Source organism: Neokomagataea tanensis (assembly GCF_006542335.1).
Lineage (GTDB): Bacteria > Pseudomonadota > Alphaproteobacteria > Acetobacterales > Acetobacteraceae > Gluconobacter > Gluconobacter tanensis.
In genome coordinates this window covers 1,882,481-1,900,000 of the sequence record NZ_CP032485.1, presented here as the reverse complement: position 1 = coordinate 1,900,000, position 17,520 = coordinate 1,882,481, and the positions used below count along the sequence as shown (strand labels likewise).

The window sequence follows — 17,520 nt, the reverse complement described above, 5'->3', positions numbered from 1 at the left end:
CGCTAACTGCCAGCGGGATTGCTCCCTCTGAAATCGACACCATTTTGCTAACACACGCGCACCCCGACCATATTGGCGGTTTAGCCGGTGCCGCAGCCACGCCCACGCTGCCCAACGTACAACAATTTTTCATTCATCAAGATGAGCTCGCTTTTTGGCAAAACGACACGATAAAAGCTGGGGCACCGGACGGCGTTCGGCCATTTTTCGATGCAGCTCAAAATGTCTTTTCCGCTTACAAGGAGCAACTCGTTCCCTTCACACACTCCGATATATTGACCGGCATTACGGCAATTCCGCTGCCCGGCCACACAATTGGGCATACAGGATATTTAATTGCTGACAGCAATGAGGCGCTACTAATCTGGGGGGATATCGTTCACTTCCCACACATCCAAATTCCCCGCCCAGAGGTCACTATCGCGTTCGATATCGATCCTACTGAAGCCGCCCGGACACGCAAAACAATCCTCGAAAAAGCAAGCTCCGAAAATCTTCTTGTAAGTGGCATGCATTTCAACACGCCAACACTTGGAAAAATAAGCCACAATAATAACAAATTTGCTTTACATTATCATGACTTACAGGAGTGATAGAGTGAATATCTACGGAGATCAGTAAAAATACTCCGAAGATTCCAACAAAACAGGGAAGATTATTTGTGATTAACAGACGTAATTTCATCTTCCCTGCTTTAGCAAGCGCTTTACTACCCACCTCAGCTCTATCGGAGCCCTTGCCCTCGACTTTTACAGAACAGCTACACCAACTCGAACACAACTCTGGCGGCAAACTAGGGGTGTGTGCGCTAGATACCCGTAGCGGCCGTCAATTTGGCTGGCGCATGGAAGAGCGTTTCTGTCACTGCTCTACATTCAAGCTCTCCTTAGCGGCCTTGACACTTCGTGAAAGCGACGCCGGACGTTTAAATTTGCAGGAAACCTTACCTATAGAAAGGAAGGATATTGTCGCTTACTCACCAATTGTCGAAAAAAATCTCGACAAAGGGCGCTTATCAATCTTTAGCCTTGCTGAAGCCATTCAAACAACAAGCGATAATGCCGCAGCAAACATCTTGCTGAGCAAACTTGGTGGCCCTGAAGCTGTCACACGCTTTTGGCGTGATATTGGCGACAACACCAGTAGGTTAGACGGCTATGAACCCACCATCAATGTTATTCCACCGGGCACGGTCTTAAACAGTACGACGCCCAAAGCCATGGCCGCCACCGTCCAAAAAATAGTTCTTGGCAATGTGCTAAAACCAGAGAGCCGATCGCACCTTCTCACGTGGATGAACTCAACAACGAGCGGGCTGAAGAGAATACGCGCAAGCCTGCCGCAAGGCTGGACAGGCTACGATAAAACTGGTTCCGGCATGAGACCGAATATCGGGAACAAAACAAACGACCTCGCCCTCCTCGTCCCTCCTGACAATAAAAGCCCACTCATTGTTAGTGCCTATTTTGAAAATCCAGAATTTTCTGAAAATATACGACAGTCAGACGAGGATATTTTGAAAAAAGTTGGCGAAATTTCAATCAACTGGCAAAATATTATATGAAATAATCTGTATTATGTATTTAAAAAATTAGTACCTTTCCTCTTTTAGAGGCTTTGTAGAAACGCTTTCGACTAACACTTATCGAAAGCGTTTTTCATTAAACGCGCAGCCAAACTTTCATTCCGAAAATACGTTTCGTAAGAAAGTAGAAGGGCCAGCGTCATGAACGATTTCCCATTTCCACCTTTCCAGACAAAGCAGCAAGATAGTATCCCAGGTCGGACAGATCAAATGTCCCCCCTCCCTGACCACGGGGAACGTAGCTACCACGGCTCCGGTCGCCTCAATAATAAGGTGGCTCTCATCACCGGAGGAGACTCAGGTATCGGCCGCGCAGTTGCCATTGGCTTTGCCCGCGAAGGCGCCGATGTCGCGATATCTTATTTGGAAGAGGAAAACGAAGCCCTTGAGACGGCTCACTGGGTCGGAAAGGCAGGCAAGCGCGCCATACTACTCCCCGGAGACCTAAAAGATCGCACCGTTTGCAAAAACATTATCGAAAAAACCGTATCAGAATTCGGGCGCATCGATATACTTGTGAACAATGCGGCATTCCAAGTCGAACGACTGGCACTCGAAGATATCTCAGACGACGAATGGGACGATACCTTCAGCACCAACATCGGTGCCAGTTTCCGCCTAACCCGCAACGCGGTGAAGCACATGCCTCGGGGCGGCTCGCTTATCCACACCATTTCGGTGAATGCCGATACCCCAAAGCCAAGGCTGCTTGCCTATTCTGCCACAAAAGCTGCTATCCAAAATTTCAGCGGTGGTTTGGCCCAGCTCCTAAGCGAAAAAGGAATTCGCTCAAACACAGTCGCGCCAGGCCCAATCTGGACGCCACTAATCCCGGCGACCATGCACCAAGATCATGTCGAACAGTTTGGCGCTGACACACCTTTTGGTCGGCCCGGCCAACCGGTAGAACTGATCGCGCCTTACGTCATGCTCGCGAGCGACGAAGCAAGCTATATTTCTGGCGCCAACATCGCCGTAACAGGCGGCACCCCTGTTATTTGATCTACAACAAGGTTCTTAAGGTCTACAATCGTATATAATGGCCAGTAAGCACTATCTCGCTGCCATTAACTTAGGCCTCAAAACCTTAAGGAGAAAACACATGACGTTTCCTCGTTTTTTTTCCGCACTCTGCCTTTCATCTGTACTGATTTTAGCTGGTACTGATGCGGCTAGCGCACAAACATCCACAACAAGCAGCAATACAAAATCTGCCAACACCACCAAAAAGGTAGCAGTAAAAAAATCTAAAAGCACAAAAACCAAAAAACCCCTTAAATCATGGAGCACGGTCGAAAGCGATCAGCCAGATCCTCAACCGCCCTCCCCTCCCGTCAAATTAACGAACCCACCCCAACAATCAGCAGCACCTAAATAATCCCCGCCAATGCCTGACTGGATGCACATGCAACTTGGCGCATCCAGTCTTTCTTCATATTGTCCCGTTTCACGTTTGAATTTTTATACGGCTATTCAGTCAGCCGATTGCTGCGCAAATGCCTAGCAAAAGAGAAAATTAATCTCAATTTCCCCCATGGAAGCCGAGAAGGCTAAAACCAAGCAAGAGAAATTTCAGCCCACCTTCAATAAGAAGTCTTCGGCCAGAAATCAAAGTTTGAACAAACAAAACCGACTCACTGGTTCAAAAGACATGCCGAACAAATACGTAGCAATCCGTCAGAACCTTTTAGATCTTGAAGTAATGCCTACTCAGCCCCAAACATGGCATCCGCCTTTAAAAGACACTCTACGTTAAGCTCTGTACTTGCCCCAGCCCCCACTAAAACAATAAACCCTATGAGCAGAGGAGCATTACTTCCTCCAGCAAGAGACTTACGATGTTAAAGCAAATATCCCATCAGTTCTTAGCGGGCTGTCAACACAGGCTAAGAGCGCGACATCCTCACCACATAACGACACGCTAAGAAAACAGTAACAAAGCCACATATACCTGCCGTTGCTCAAACTTCCTTTCTCGTTCAGCAGCAAACCTAGCACATTGTTTTTTGTTACAAATTTATAGCACACCTGATTAATAATTCATAATTTCTGCAACATTTTCCCAAAACCATACTCCAATTGATTAAATAAAAATAAAAAATTCACACCCATAAGTTTTCTTCATAACTAAATTTCAAACAAAAAATTTCAAATTATTGCTTTACATAAATATTTTCTAAACAAACTTCATATTATTTAATTTAAAATTAATAATATTAACACCTCAAATAAAATTTATCGCATCATAAATCCGAAGTAATCTCGATATTTATTTTAAATAACGAAAATATAACAGATAAATACACGCCAAAATCCGAAAAATATATTGATAAATTGCTTTACAAAACTACTTCTCTGTTACCAGATTAAACTTGTGCAATGTCCATATTTATCTTTAAAAAGAATTTAGATAACTCTTTTTAGGATTATATTCATGATCGTTCTGGAAGGTCGGGAGCTGGTTCTTCATCATCACGAAGGCGAAACCTCATACTGCGTCCTAACCTTCACCGCTAGAGATCAAGTTCACCTAGCTCAAACTACTTTTTTCGGTGAAAGCGTTTTTAAAAAACACAACATCTCTGCGATCGGCCTTACGACAAAAATAGATAATTGGTTCATCAATGATGAAATGGATCATTTCATCTCAAAAATAAAAGAATTATCTAGTAAATACGAAAAAATTATAGCTATAGGCCCTTCTATGGGGGCTTATCCAGCGATAAAATATTCAAAGTTCCTAAATATACACCGGATACTCGCCCTTGCCCCTAAATGGACCATCGATCCAAACCTAATCGAAGCTCAAGATCCCGCGATCAAAGACCATCTGCTCAGCGGAAATATGATCGACATATTTCACAGAGTTTACGACGACACTAAAAAAGGACAATGCATCGAAGCCGATGATGCAAACGGTAACGTAATTATATGTTACGACCCTTATAGCAATTTAGATAAATATAATGTCATTAAATTGAAAAGTTTATTCTCTTTCCATGAAGTTTTATTTCCACATTGTGGACATATAGTTCTGGACCAATTGTATGGCTCAGAAAACCTTAAAAATATTGTCCATTCCATGTCCCATGACGAGATGGAAGTCACGTGCAGCGTTATTACTAAAGTAAGACGTAACCATAAAAACCGGATAATAAAATCTTTCGAAGTTGGGAATGAAAGACACCCCTATTATTGCTTCTTAATGCTAAAGAAATTTATTCAGAAAAAAAAATCTGGATACAAGGATATTATTTCACGACAGTATATTTTTTCTATCCTAATGGATAGATTAATCAGAAAAAATTTATCATCCACCTCTACAGTCGTAGAATTATTTTTCCGGAACCATTGGATATCCTCAGTCGCAGAGAGCAAAATTCTACCCGTTTCTACTGAATACAAAAAAGATCTTTTTAGCATCATGGATTTTCACGGTGCTCGAATAGAGTATTCCTTCATCGATGAAATCATAACAGGAAATAACTATTTTTTTGGATCGAGAGATTTTTGTTCAAAAGTCTATGCAAAAAAAATAGGCGATATCATTGCACTTGTTACTTATTGGGACGGACAAATTTTCTACCTCTACTTTAATAACGGAAAAATACTGCTTACCAATTTTTCTGATCGAAATGACCTACTAACGCTATCCTTAGCAGATAAAGAACAATCGACAGATGAGAGTCACGTTAATCACCTTGTGAACAATATTTACAGAATTAAAACCCCTCATGGCTATGCCATGTCTTCTCCCGGCGGCGGAATGATATTCCACTCGCAATTTGAGTTAACATGGGAAAGCTTTTCATTACATCCCTGCATCGATCAAGAAGCCGCCATAACTTCCTTCGCTTCGGAAAAAGCTGATAACCACAACAATAAAATTCAAAAACACAGCAACGAAAATAAAGAAAAAAAGAGCGGATTCTTGTCACGATTTATTCGTTAGTCTTATCCACCGCTGGCCTTAGCAGGCCAGCGGCAATAAAAATCTTCTTTAAATCTTTTGTCCGTATTTAAGACCCCAATTTTTAATTATACCTACGACGTCTCCCATTTCATCTTCATTTAATTGGTAATCCCATATTCCCGTAAAAGCATGATCAATTACACCCGATTGATTTTTTGTATTAACGGAATAAGATTGGGAACCAATAGAAAGATAACTAGTACCCAACTTCGCATTTAACCCAGCTCCGGTCTGAGATGATTTTGCGTTCAAAGTGATACATTGGACAGTTCCGCTCGACACATTTTCCGTGCAACTCCACCTCAGAGCACATAAGAGCCAATCACGCATCTGACTTTTGAGCGGCGGAACGGCATTAAAACCTGCGGGGGAAAGTTGGGGCATTCGTCCCCGCACCGCCCCCTCCGGCGCGGTCGCTGCAGTATACAGAAGCATGGTATTTCCTGCATCGTAATTGCCCACGACAACACCGTCATTCACATTCCCTGTGGGGGGCACCATCATTCTAGCTACCGTGATAATTGTTCCCGATGGCGTTTCTGGCACGGAGGTCATCAAATAATGTGTACCACCGGTAGTCGTTAAATAGGGTAATTCCTTGCCCTCAATACCCGCCGTCAAAACAGGGGCTCCAACCACCTGCGCTCGCAGTCCGCCACTTGCCAAGTTAGAACCCGCGAATTTAGTGTTATAAAACGTCGCAAACTGAGGCTGCTTGCTTGTTGGAGCCATCCATCCACAAGGGCTGGCGCTGAGGTCTACATTCCCGGAAACCAGTCTAACCATATCAATTCCCCAGCTGCGCGTTGATCGCGCGCGCAATAAATGACGCCGCAAGGCGGTCAGCGGCCTCGGTAGGATGTGTCCCATCATGGTAAAGCGCCCTGTCACCATGATTGCTCATCGGTGCGGCAGACCAAGGGTCGATGAACGCGTCAGCATCAATCGTTCCGTCTGCCACAGCCTGCCGAATGGCTGCATTCAGGGCTGCATTATACTGCCCCAAAATAAACAGCTTTTCGTAACCGGCCGCCCGCAGCTTTTGGTGAATCAGAGCATTATTCGCCACAATCGTGGCAATCGACTGCCCGCCATTCACGTCATTATTGCCGTACCAGGTAATGGCATGACGCCGCCGCAATTGCGCGCTATCTGCTGCGTCCGCCAGTATATTGGCCAAAGTAAGGTTCAGAAAATCAGAGGCTTTGGAACCCGCAACTGAAACGGATCGAACCTCAAAGGGCTTCTCCAAATAATCGCCCAACATCTGCGGCCAGCACCAGCCATCTTTGTTTAAATAGCCCTGCGTGGTCGACGACCCGAAACAATCCAGACGGTTCCGTATCTGTGGTGTCCAGTCGTACAAGCGGCAAGCATCCGTATAAGCCGCTTTTACGTCCGCATCCGATACGGCACTTTTCAATAGGATCAGCCCACTGAACTGGAGGGCTGATGAATTTCCACCCCCGGCGGGAGCGCCTCCTAAAACACCACCTGTGAACTGACGCGCGCTAAAGCCGGAGCCCATAGCGAGCTTCTGACTGGCAGTATAAATGGTCGGAACGTGTAGCGTCAGGCTGTCATTCCCGCCCAATGCCATCCCAATCAGACCTTGGTGGACGTTTAAAGTCCGACTAGAGCCCGCCAGTACTGTTCCTGCATTATAATCCGAAAAGGTAAGCCTCCCGGTCTGCGCCCCACCGCCTACAGTCAGTGTCACAGCCTGCCCAGCAGCAGACCCTAAGCCCAGAAGCGAATAGACCGTGTAAAGCGGGCAATTGCAGGACGAGACAGCACCATAAAGCAGAACCGACGCAGAACTCGCCGAGAGCGCTAACGTCGCCGGTAGATTCAGTGGCTGCGGAGCCGCTGGCTCAGGCGCCCATGACACAAGATCCACTTTCCCATGCCGCCTTTGCCCCACACGCGGCAGGTTCCACACGGCAATGCTCGCAGCCGTACCATCATAACCCGGGGCGGTCATGTGCTGGCCATTACCGCTCTGATCATAAATTTTTGCAACATAAAGCGGCGTTCCAGCAGGCACGCCAGCTTGAGCCGCCGTAAGCTCGGAGCGCGACAAGTAGCCCTCACCGTCTTGCCCGATAGGTATGGCCAAAGAACCAGAGCTTCGGGCCGCAATAACATCCAATAATGGCCCCGTGTAGCTCGAAACCTGACGGGTCGTTCCATAAGCCGCTGCAAGGGATGAAATGAACTGGTCACCCGGGCGCTGCGGCAAACCAAGATCAGCCTGCCATGTGGCATGATCAGCGTTTGGATAAAGGCAGGTATGGGCCTCCCCATCTACCTGCCAAACATCTCCCGCACTGTAGAGCATCGACCCATCATCATGAATTGTAGGCGCACGTTTTTCGACATATGTGGCCTGCGAATTTGACAGAGTATTTTGTATTTTCATTGAGAAACCACTCTTATCAGAAAAGACTAGTTCATTCGAATTACAATCAAGTGATAGTGTATTATTAAAATTGTTTGTATAGTCGTAAATTATTTTTTCTAAATTATTTTCAGAATCATATTCAGTAGGAATTTTGGAGTTTTTGTATATCGAAAATGATTTATTTAGAAAATCTATAAAAGCGTTCTGATTACCACAACTATTTTCGTCAGCTATCAATGCTTGATTCCATTATTAACGGATAAAAAGAAATATATTTTGGGAATTATTGCGCTTATAAAGATGGCACAATACCTTCTATTTATAGAAGATTGCGCCCAAAGCAAGATATAAATTAAATTATTTTTCACACCAGGTACGAAGGCACAGCTTTAAATAAAAGATCTCACCGACATTTCTCGCCTCAAAAAGCACCAAATTTAAGGGCAAAACCCCACTAAACTGCCGCGAAAATATTAGCTCAAAATACAGGAAAATATCTCTTCCCCAGGCTCAAGCTGGAATTAGGGCGAGAACGCACAGCCACCTCTCAGCCGATCACACTTAAGCGCTGATTTTCCTCAGAGTAACCCTCACGGGGCAGGCAGCACAACCAAGAGCCCTTTCAAAACGGGCATTATGACTAGTATTGCACTTTAGAAATTATCTGGCGGAGAGGGTGGGATTCGAACCCACGGTACTCGTGAAAGCACAACGGTTTTCGAGACCGCCCCAATCGACCACTCTGGCACCTCTCCTAGGCAAGCCGAGCTTATCGGCTCTGATCGATGGCTGGCTTATGGCGGTATTTCACGCTCTTAGCAAGAGGAAACAGAATTAATCACAACAAAAAAAACGATGATCCCACGTTTTTTCGTTGACCTGTACGTCACTTCTCTATAGCCATCCGCTGTCTTTATAGATTCCAGCGCCACCAGTGGTTTTGGGACTCATAGAGGCCAATGGAGAAAAAGCGGCTGGGCTTTTCTAAACTGAGTGTCTCTGCGGGGGAATACCCCTTATGAGCCACGGGAAGCCACAGTCCGGAACAATGAGAGTTTCTGACATGTTTGCAGTCATCCGCACAGGCGGAAAGCAGTATCGCGTCGCTCCTCAGAGCATCGTAAAGGTTGAAAAGCTGGACGCCGAAGCCGGCAGCACAGTGACCCTGACAGACGTTCTGATGGTTGGCGGCGAAAGCGGCCTGACCGTTGGTGCACCAGTCGTTGAAGGCGCAAGCGTCACAGCAACAGTTGTTGCTCAAGACCGCTTGGAGAAGGTCATCATCTTCAAGAAGCGTCGTCGTCAGAACAGCCGCCGCAAGAACGGCCACCGCCAGCACGTGACGGTTCTGCGCATTGAAGCGATCAACGCGGCCTGAGCATAGACCGCTTTCGAGCTAGTTAGGAGAGACAGCAATGGCACAAAAAAAGGCAGGCGGTTCAAGCCGCAACGGACGCGATAGCGCCGGTCGTCGCCTCGGTGTGAAGAAGTTCGGTGGCGAAAGCGTAATCGCTGGTAACATCATCGTACGCCAACGTGGCACAAAGATGAAGCCAGGCGCCAATGTCGGCGTCGGCCGTGACCACACGCTTTTCGCACTGGTAGACGGCCAAGTCCGCTTCCAGCGTCGTGCAGAAGGCCGTGTCCACGTTTCTGTGGCACTGCCAGAAGCTGCTGAATAATTCAGCCGGCAGACTTTGTCGTAGTATAAAGGGCCGGCCCTCATGGGGCTGGCCCTTTTTCTTACGTTACGGAACAGATAATGAAATTCCTTGATCAAGCCAAAATCTATGTTCGTTCCGGCGATGGTGGCGATGGCGTTGTCGCGTTCCGGCGTGAGAAATACATTGAGTACGGCGGCCCAGACGGGGCAATGGCGGACGCGGCGGTGACGTTATTTTCCGTGCAGTCCCAAGCCTCAACACACTGATCGACTTCCGCTACACACAGCATTTTCGCGCACGCAAAGGCGGAAATGGTGCTGGCTCCGACCGAACTGGAGCTGCAGCAGATGACGTACTGATTGATGTACCTGTTGGGACCCAAATTTTCGCCGAAGACCGCGAGACCCTACTGGCCGACTTAGACGAAGCTGGCAAAGAAATCCTGCTTTGCCGCGGCGGTGATGGCGGCTTGGGTAACGCAAACTTTAAAAGCAGCACTAACCGCGCGCCACGCCGCGCCGACAAAGGCTGGCCGGGCGAGGAACGCTGGGTCTGGCTTCGTCTGAAGCTTATTGCGGATATCGGTCTTGTTGGCTTGCCAAACGCGGGCAAATCAACCCTGCTCTCCGTGGCATCTCGCGCGCGCCCGAAGATCGCCGACTACCCTTTCACAACGCTGCACCCACAGCTTGGTGTTGTACGCCTAAACGCAACTGAAGAATTCGTCATCGCCGACATTCCTGGCCTCATCGAAGGTGCAAGCAGCGGCGCTGGCCTTGGGGACCGCTTTTTAGGGCATGTTGAACGCTGCGCAAGCCTTGTGCACCTGATTGATGGTACGGAAAGCCAAGTAGTCCGTCACTGGCGCCTTATCCGCCACGAATTGGAAGCCTATGATCCCGTCTTGGCTCAAAAGCCAGAGATCATTGTCCTCAATAAGTGCGACTCACTGACAGCGACACAAAAATCTGCTAAGCGTCGCGCTCTTGAGAAGGCTTCAGGCTGCCCCGTTATGACGCTTTCTGGCGTCACTCATGAAGGTTTGCCAGAGCTGCTCAGAACCCTGCAGGATCGCGTCAACCAAGCGAGAACAAAATGACCCTTGTCCACGGTGAAGGAGGCACAGCTCCTTCACTTAGCGATGCGCGCCGCATCGTTATTAAAATCGGTAGCGCCCTTTTAGTTGACCCTGAACGCGCTACCTTACGGACAGAATGGCTTGCAGGCCTCTGTGCAGACATTGCTCAATTAAAGAAAGCCGGCCGGGACGTTATCGTGGTTTCGTCTGGCGCCATTGCCTTGGCCCGACACCAACTCGGCAAAACCAATGCGAAGTTGCGGCTCGAAGAGAAACAAGCCCTAGCAAGCATTGGGCAGATCGGACTTGCTCAAGGCTGGCAAAACGCTCTTTCTCTGTATGGCCTAACTGCAGGCCAATTGCTTCTAACGCAAGACGACACAGAAGACCGTGAACGTCACCTTAACGCCCGTGCGACTCTAGAGACTCTCCTGCAGCTTGGCTGCGTTCCGATCATTAACGAGAACGATGCCGTCGCGACAAGCGAAATTCGTTTTGGTGATAATGACCGCCTAGCGGCACGCGTCGCGCAAATGACGGCTTCCGATACGCTTATCCTGCTTTCAGATATTGACGGTCTATACACTGCTGATCCGCGGAAAGAACCGGAAGCGCGCTTTCTTCCAGTCATTGAACACGTCACCGACGACGTAATGGCCTTGGGCGGTGAACCACCCCCCGGCTATTCTTCCGGTGGTATGCGTACAAAACTACTCGCAGCGCGAATTGCGAACCGTGCGGGTACAAACATGATCATTGCGTCTGGGTACCACCCCTCCCCTATCAAGCGTCTTATTGAAGGAGGGTTGTGCACGTGGTTTTGCGCGGAAATAGATACCGGCTCCGCACGCAAAAGATGGATCGGCAGCGGCCTCTCTGCCAAAGGAAGCCTGACTGTTGACGCTGGAGCAGAGCAGGCTCTTTCAAAGGGGGCCTCTCTTCTTTCAGCCGGAATTTCACGCGTTTCAGGCAAATTCAAACGCGGGGACCTAATTGCAGTGTGCAACCAAGATGATGAACACATTGCCATAGGCCTAGCGAACTACAATTCTGACGAAGTACAGCGCCTCGTCGGCCAACGTACATGCTTTATGCCCGATATACTTGGCTATTGCGGCCCCGATGAATTGATACACCGGGATAATTTATCGCTCTTGAAAGCTTGGTAACTAGCGCAAGCAGGCAGCCTCCCCAGCAAAAAGGAAGCTGCCACTCTCTACTTAAAAATTCGCACTGACCGCCACGCGGAATACCCGCCCTAGGGAGTCATACAGCGACGTGTTTGTCTGTGCGTAAGCTGGCACGTTGTTCCCATCTGGCCCGCTGCCAATCAAGACAGGGTTTGTGTTCAGCATATTATTCATAACAAACGTGATACGCGTTGGATGCCCATAAGCGTTTAGACGATAAGCCAGTGACGTATCGAAATACACTGCGCCTTTGATATGGTTGTCATTTATAGTTCTGTAACGCGGTGTAGAGGTTGGGCAATCTGTCGTGCACTGAATATAATCATTCCCATACACGCCAGAACTAAATCCACGCGCGACCAGATTAAATGTAAAGTCATTCACGTTATAGAAACTACTAATTCTGTAACTCCATTTAGGCGCGCTGTAATCACCCGATAAGCTACCACCATTTACCCCTGCATAATTAATAGGATAAACATTGTTATCGACTGTATTTGAAATATAGTGCGTGATTTCGCCATGCACACTAAACGTACCGGGAATTTTACTCCATAACCGTGATAGAGGCAGCCTGTAGCTAGTCTCTATATCTAGACCGCGTTCATGCTGGCTGGCAAAATTGAACGGCTGAAGGGTAATGCTTTGCAGCACGCCGTTCTGATAATGGATACTATTGCACCATGACGCCCCACCCGAATAGCAGAAATCGACCACATTTTGGCCTGTAACCGTCCCGATGGCATTTTTGATATTGATATCATAATAATCAAATGATGCCGTGAAGCCCGGTAGAAAACGCGGGCTTACCACCGTACCCACGGTCCACGTGTCTGACGTTTCAGGAGAAAGATTCTGGTTTCCTGAACGAATTTGCGTAAAGGACTGCGAGCCCGGCGTCGGAGCATTAGACGGTAAAACGACTGTGTTGCTCAACGATGTACCCGTAGCAAACAACTCATTCAAGTTCGGTGCACGGATATCGTGGCTAAACGTGCCTCTGAATTTAATATCCCTTACAGGAGCATAAACTGCGCCAGTCTTCCACGTCTCAACACTGCCAGAGGTTGAATAATCCGTGTAGCGGCCCGCAGCATTGATATCCACGCCTTTAAGGACTGGAAGATCAATCTCTGTGTAAGCTTCTTTTACGTTATAAGACCCTCTGTTGACCCTATAATTTCCGTAAAGCCAGCCGGATTGGTATGCGGGATCAACATAGCCATTGACGGCTTCCCGCCTCCAATCACCGCCCAGCGCAATAGCCGCGTTACCGCCCGGCAAGTGGAACACATCCCCACCGACATCAAAGGCTGCCACGTGCTGCTGCAACGTTTGATCTCTTTGCGGTTGGCCACCATAAATATAAGCTAGAGCTGCGGCTGACGGACCTGTTGTACCCAAACGATTGATTGGCACACATCCATTGCCGGGGTTAGCGATGCTGGAACGGCACACGATTTGACCGTTATAGACCACAGCGTCTTGGGCCAACGCCATACGGGACGTATTCCACGTATTGATAAGCGTTACGTGTTCCTGCGTCCGCCCATACTGGTAGTACCAGTCCCAGTGCCAATTCTTATCTTTGATTTTGAACTTACCATTCATCCCGGTCACATACCGGAATACCTCGCGCTGGACTTCACTACCGGGTACAGGGAAACCAGCGTTACTTGTCCCCATCGTAAAGGAATTTTGACCTGCTGCCACTAATTGCTTCGCGACCGTGGGGTAGTAGCTGTTTAAATATGCGTTATCCGAGCGTATGGTTACACCTGTGCTCGGTGTCTGTTGATAATAACTCTTTCCTGCATATTTATTCCAAGAAAACTGGCCGAACACTTCTATATTGTCCGTTATATCGTACGAAGTACGATTAAACACACTGATGCGCTGCTCGCTGGGGGTCAGGGAATTTGTTCCAACATGACCTTTGAGGGTTTCAGCCGTATCACCGCCTATCATGTAGGGACTTGAGGTCGAATTGCGCACACCGTAATTCAGCTTGCTCGCCTGTCCGGGCGCACCAAAATACGTTCCTGCCAGTGGCCCTGATGAAATCAAACCACCGGAAGTATAACCTGAAGGACCGAAGCCCGATCCAACCAAGCGTTGTGGCTGGCCATTAGTCGCAGTGTAATAGGGATTATTGATCTGGAAATATCCAGAACCATTCCAGGAGCGATCAATCGTATCAACACCAAACTGCTGATAGTACTGCCCATCCAAAAGAACGTGGAGCTTGCCGTTTAAAAATGTTTTCCCGGCAGTGGCATTAAGCAAATAATTCGGATTGTCGGCATACGTCGTGAAGCCAGTATTTGCTGACAACTTCACGCCAGAAAATTTCTTGTTAAGGATGAAGTTTACTACACCCCCTACAGCATCCGACCCGTATTGTGCCGACGCACCACCCGTCACAACCTCTACACGCTGCACAAGGTTTTGCGGGATTGTATTGACGTCCACCAGACCGGTTATTGATGACGGAACCGACCTTTGCCCGTCAATAAGCACCAATGTTCGTGTAGCACCAAGCCCGCGTAAATTCACCGAATTGATACCAACCAACCCGGATGACAAAAATCCCGAACTCGTCGCAGAGGTACTTCCCTGCGTCACCGATGGGAGCTGATTAACCAGCGTAGAAATATTTGCAGGCGCTTGAGCCGCAATATCCTCAGAACCTAAAACAGTCACGGGTGTGGGTGAATTAAAGCCATTGCGGACAATATGGCTGCCCGTAACAGTAATCTGTTCGGAAGATGCTGGCGCCCGTGACGGACGGTCCAGTTGTTTGAAGTTCGCTGCCTGCTGTTGCGCGCTTGGAGCAGGCTTTTTGATGCTTGTTCCCACAGCCGTTTTTTTGCTTGCTGTCGAGGCCGCGCTCTTTTTAACAGCAGGCTTTTCTAGTTCATCCCGCGCAACCAAGTAAGAAGGCGTGCACAAGAGCGTTGTTGCCAACAATAAGACTGATGATTTGCGCATAATGTCAGCCCCCTGCCCCCATATGAGGCACCGCCCAAACAGCGGCCTCAGAATGTGCGGTCAGATGTTTGATTGGGATGCAGGGCAGGCACGACATGACTAATCCACTTCTTTTTTTAGTTAATTTATAATTTAACTTTGCACAATGTTTCCAAAATTATCAATTAATAATTTTGACGAACAATTTTTAAGCAAAAATATGTAACATATTTGGAGTGGGTTTTATAAAAAACTTGCTTATTCCACCACTAGGCCGCTATTTTTCAAATCTTAAAATTTTTCAATAGTATTGACCTAATCAACACCGATCAATGGAACGCAAAAATGCGAAAAAGTTTTCTATATTTAGAAAATAAATATTCCCGTCTAAACAAGCGTACAATTTATGCAGTGCTCGTTACTCTATCCTTATGGCCAAGTACAAATATTTTTGCACAAACCAAAAACAACGAGCCTCAATCCGTTTACGGTTTTCTAAGCACTCATACCCAAGACATTCTCTATCGTGAACAACAATTTGATAAGAATATTGATCGGAACCAAATCGACAAGTGGTTGAAACAATTAACATCTGCGCCCAACCATCTCGGCTCAAGCCATGATCTGGAAAATGCACAATTTATTGCTAAATGCCTCAAGGGTTGGGGTTTTGACGTCAAAATTGAGCGCTTTAAAGCACTTGTTTCATATCCGATCGAACAAAAATTAGAACTCGTAGAGCCCAACAAACAAAGCATCGATTTATCTGAGCCACCGATACCAAGCGACCCCACCACCAGCATTACCCAAGGCACGATACCCGGTACGGAGGCATATTCGCCTGATGGGGACGTCACCGCCCCGCTTGTTTACGTCAATCAAGGCGTAGAAGCTGATTATGAAAACCTCGCCCGCCTAAACATCAGCGTGAAAAATAAAATCGTTATTGTGCGCTCCACAGGCTCAGGCCGTATGTTCAAACCACTCCTTGCCGAAAAATACGGTGCGGTTGGCACAATCATCTATTCTGACCCGATTGAGGACGGCTACACAAAAGGAGACGTTTACCCAACAGGCGCTTGGCGACCTGCAAGGGGGGTGCAGCGCGGCACACTTATTGTAAAAGATGCCCTCGACCCAGCGCTCGGTAACGCACTGATCCACAACAAACACCCAGAAAACCTTAACGGGCCCGTCCTCGCGCTCTCTTACGCCTCAGCCAAGCCACTATTGGCCGCCCTTACAGGGCCAATCGGACCACGCAATTGGCAAGGCGGGCTACCCATTACCTACCACGTTGGTGGCACAGACGGCACCAAAGTGCACATTCGCACTAGGTCGGATTGGAGCTGGCGCACTCTTTATAATGTAATCGGTACCATGACTGGCACGGAGCATCCTGATCAATACGTCATTCGCGGCGTTCACCACGATGCATGGGTTTTTGGAGCGTGGGACCCATTGGCCAACACCAGCGCCATGCTTGCTGAAGCTCAAGCCATTGGCGCTTTGCACCGTAAAGGCTGGTCTCCAAAACGCACCATAGAATTTGCGAGTTGGGATGGTGAAGAACTTAGCCTTCTCGGTTCGCGCTGGCATGTTGAACAGAACCCTGATGCCGTTGCCAACCAAACAGTATTTTACCTAAACGGGGACACGACCAGCCGTGGTTATTTAAGTGTTGGCGGCAGCCCCGCAATGTCGACACTCTTAAACCAGGTCAGTTCTTCAATAATCGACCCCGAGACAGGCGTCACTCTTTCCAAGAGGTTAGCCGCAAAACAAGCTTATGATGCGGCACAACGCCAGCCCTTACTGGCCACACTCGAAAGCAATACCCTACTCCCTCCACTTCAGTCAGGCTCTGACTTCAGTTCATTCGTTCATAAGCTGGGCGTAATGTCTATGCACACCCGCTTTGGCTATGACCGAGATGGTGATGAAGAGAGCGTGCCTATTTATCACTCTGCGTACGACACATACGCGCATTATCAGCGGTTTGGTGACCCGGGTATGGCCTACTTGCAAACACTCGCCGATCTTGACGGCCATCTGTTATTGCGTGTGGCCGATGCAGACATATTACCATGGCATTATACAGAATTGGCCACGGCCATGGACAGTTATGTTACGTCGCTCGAACAAGAGAATAGTCACCAAACACAAGCAGCACGCCAACGAACCCGCCTCCTTGCATTGGACGCCTATAGACTTGAAGCAGATCCAAGCCGGCATCTGGGCAACCCCACAGAGCTGCTGCCAGGCATTGAAAACCTCGATACCTCCCCGTTGCGTAAAGCGATTGCTCAGTTCCGTTCAGTCGCTGCAGAATATGATATTTTATACAGCCAACTTGAAACAGTGCATGCCGGCGAACGTCTGGACCAAGTCAACCACCATCTAGCAGTACTCGAACAACACTTCATACAACGCGACGGGAAAAAATCACGCACCTTACTTTATGCCAATTCAGGATCTCCCTTTCCCGAAATTCAAAAAGCCATTCACGCCAGCGACAAAAACGCTAGCATTTTAGCGGTTCAGGACGCTGCAACTGCTGTAATGGCGGCCAGTGACGAACTAAAATCAGCAAATGATGCCCTAAAGGCATTCACTACAAAATAAAGTACCACCCCAAAAGGCTGATGGTATTTCC

General features: G+C 47.9%; 12 protein-coding genes, 1 tRNA gene and 1 pseudogene (1 of these 14 running past the window's edge). 10 read left to right on the top strand and 4 right to left on the bottom strand.

The features are described 5' to 3' along the window. From D5366_RS08620 to D5366_RS08600, 5 genes are all read left to right on the top strand, one after another. A protein-coding gene (locus tag D5366_RS08620) for an MBL fold metallo-hydrolase (RefSeq protein ID WP_141493126.1) crosses the window boundary here: on the top strand, nt 1-593 show its 3' portion. It extends 277 nt beyond the left edge of the window; only the last 593 of its 870 coding nucleotides appear in the window; the start codon falls outside the window, past its left edge; the stop codon is at nt 591-593. 68 nt (nt 594-661) lie between these two features. After that, the gene (bla, locus tag D5366_RS08615) at nt 662-1,564 is read left to right on the top strand and encodes a class A beta-lactamase (RefSeq protein ID WP_170211069.1); all 903 of its coding nucleotides are present in this window, start codon (nt 662-664) and stop codon (nt 1,562-1,564) included. A gap of 162 nt (nt 1,565-1,726) precedes the next feature. Next, on the top strand, nt 1,727-2,587 hold the full coding sequence (locus D5366_RS08610; protein WP_141493124.1) for an SDR family oxidoreductase: 861 nt from the start codon (nt 1,727-1,729) through the stop codon (nt 2,585-2,587). 37 nt (nt 2,588-2,624) lie between these two features. Then, complete coding sequence (locus D5366_RS08605; RefSeq protein WP_141493123.1) at nt 2,625-2,963, top strand: hypothetical protein; 339 nt, start codon at nt 2,625-2,627, stop codon at nt 2,961-2,963. Nucleotides 2,964-4,019: 1,056 nt separating this feature from the next. Then, the gene (locus tag D5366_RS08600; RefSeq protein ID WP_141493122.1) at nt 4,020-5,537 is read left to right on the top strand and encodes a hypothetical protein; all 1,518 of its coding nucleotides are present in this window, start codon (nt 4,020-4,022) and stop codon (nt 5,535-5,537) included. 48 nt (nt 5,538-5,585) lie between these two features. Here D5366_RS08600 and D5366_RS08595 read toward each other — a convergent pair whose 3' ends face one another. The 3 genes from D5366_RS08595 to D5366_RS08585 form a co-directional block, all read right to left on the bottom strand. Next, entirely contained in the window at nt 5,586-6,290 is a 705-nt protein-coding gene (locus D5366_RS08595) for a hypothetical protein (RefSeq protein WP_141493121.1), read from the bottom strand. 55 nt (nt 6,291-6,345) lie between these two features. Further along, the gene (locus D5366_RS08590; protein WP_141493120.1) at nt 6,346-7,980 is read right to left on the bottom strand and encodes an SGNH/GDSL hydrolase family protein; all 1,635 of its coding nucleotides are present in this window, start codon (nt 7,978-7,980) and stop codon (nt 6,346-6,348) included. Between the two features lie 647 nt (nt 7,981-8,627). Further along, nucleotides 8,628-8,717 (bottom strand) — tRNA-Ser (locus D5366_RS08585). Nucleotides 8,718-9,025: 308 nt separating this feature from the next. Here D5366_RS08585 and rplU point away from each other — a divergent pair. The 4 genes and pseudogenes from rplU to proB all read left to right on the top strand — a co-directional run bounded on the left by rplU (nt 9,026) and on the right by proB (nt 11,873). Beyond that, on the top strand, nt 9,026-9,340 hold the full coding sequence (gene rplU, locus D5366_RS08580; RefSeq protein ID WP_141493119.1) for a 50S ribosomal protein L21: 315 nt from the start codon (nt 9,026-9,028) through the stop codon (nt 9,338-9,340). Nucleotides 9,341-9,377: 37 nt separating this feature from the next. Beyond that, nucleotides 9,378-9,644 (top strand): 50S ribosomal protein L27, encoded by a 267-nt coding sequence (gene rpmA / locus D5366_RS08575; RefSeq protein ID WP_141493118.1) that lies wholly within the window; start codon nt 9,378-9,380, stop codon nt 9,642-9,644. Nucleotides 9,645-9,724: 80 nt separating this feature from the next. Further along, nucleotides 9,725-10,725 (top strand): annotated as a pseudogene (obgE, locus tag D5366_RS08570) (GTPase ObgE). Then, complete coding sequence (proB, locus tag D5366_RS08565; RefSeq protein WP_141493117.1) at nt 10,722-11,873, top strand: glutamate 5-kinase; 1,152 nt, start codon at nt 10,722-10,724, stop codon at nt 11,871-11,873. The pseudogene obgE and the gene proB overlap by 4 nt, the downstream one beginning before the upstream one ends. 51 nt (nt 11,874-11,924) lie before the next feature. Here the strand turns inward: proB and D5366_RS08560 are convergent, their stop codons facing one another. Next, complete coding sequence (locus D5366_RS08560) at nt 11,925-14,885, bottom strand: TonB-dependent receptor plug domain-containing protein (RefSeq protein ID WP_141493116.1); 2,961 nt, start codon at nt 14,883-14,885, stop codon at nt 11,925-11,927. 324 nt (nt 14,886-15,209) lie between these two features. Here D5366_RS08560 and D5366_RS08555 point away from each other — a divergent pair, with 324 nt between their 5' ends. Beyond that, nucleotides 15,210-17,489: a M28 family peptidase gene (locus D5366_RS08555; RefSeq protein ID WP_141493115.1), complete on the top strand. Its 2,280-nt coding sequence runs from the start codon at nt 15,210-15,212 to the stop codon at nt 17,487-17,489. Nucleotides 17,490-17,520 lie beyond the last annotated feature (31 nt).

Excerpts from the sequence above, each read along its gene's own strand:
- D5366_RS08560 (WP_141493116.1), bottom strand. The coding sequence starts at position 14,885 with ATGCGCAAATCATCAGTCTTATTGTTGGCAACAACGCTCTTGTGCACG.
- D5366_RS08590 (WP_141493120.1), bottom strand. The coding sequence starts at position 7,980 with ATGAAAATACAAAATACTCTGTCAAATTCGCAGGCCACATATGTCGAA.
- proB (WP_141493117.1), top strand. The coding sequence starts at position 10,722 with ATGACCCTTGTCCACGGTGAAGGAGGCACAGCTCCTTCACTTAGCGAT.
- D5366_RS08555 (WP_141493115.1), top strand. The coding sequence starts at position 15,210 with ATGCGAAAAAGTTTTCTATATTTAGAAAATAAATATTCCCGTCTAAAC.
- rplU (WP_141493119.1), top strand. The coding sequence starts at position 9,026 with ATGTTTGCAGTCATCCGCACAGGCGGAAAGCAGTATCGCGTCGCTCCT.
- rpmA (WP_141493118.1), top strand. The coding sequence starts at position 9,378 with ATGGCACAAAAAAAGGCAGGCGGTTCAAGCCGCAACGGACGCGATAGC.
- D5366_RS08595 (WP_141493121.1), bottom strand. The coding sequence starts at position 6,290 with ATGGCTCCAACAAGCAAGCAGCCTCAGTTTGCGACGTTTTATAACACT.
- D5366_RS08610 (WP_141493124.1), top strand. The coding sequence starts at position 1,727 with ATGAACGATTTCCCATTTCCACCTTTCCAGACAAAGCAGCAAGATAGT.
- D5366_RS08600 (WP_141493122.1), top strand. The coding sequence starts at position 4,020 with ATGATCGTTCTGGAAGGTCGGGAGCTGGTTCTTCATCATCACGAAGGC.
- D5366_RS08605 (WP_141493123.1), top strand. The coding sequence starts at position 2,625 with ATGGCCAGTAAGCACTATCTCGCTGCCATTAACTTAGGCCTCAAAACC.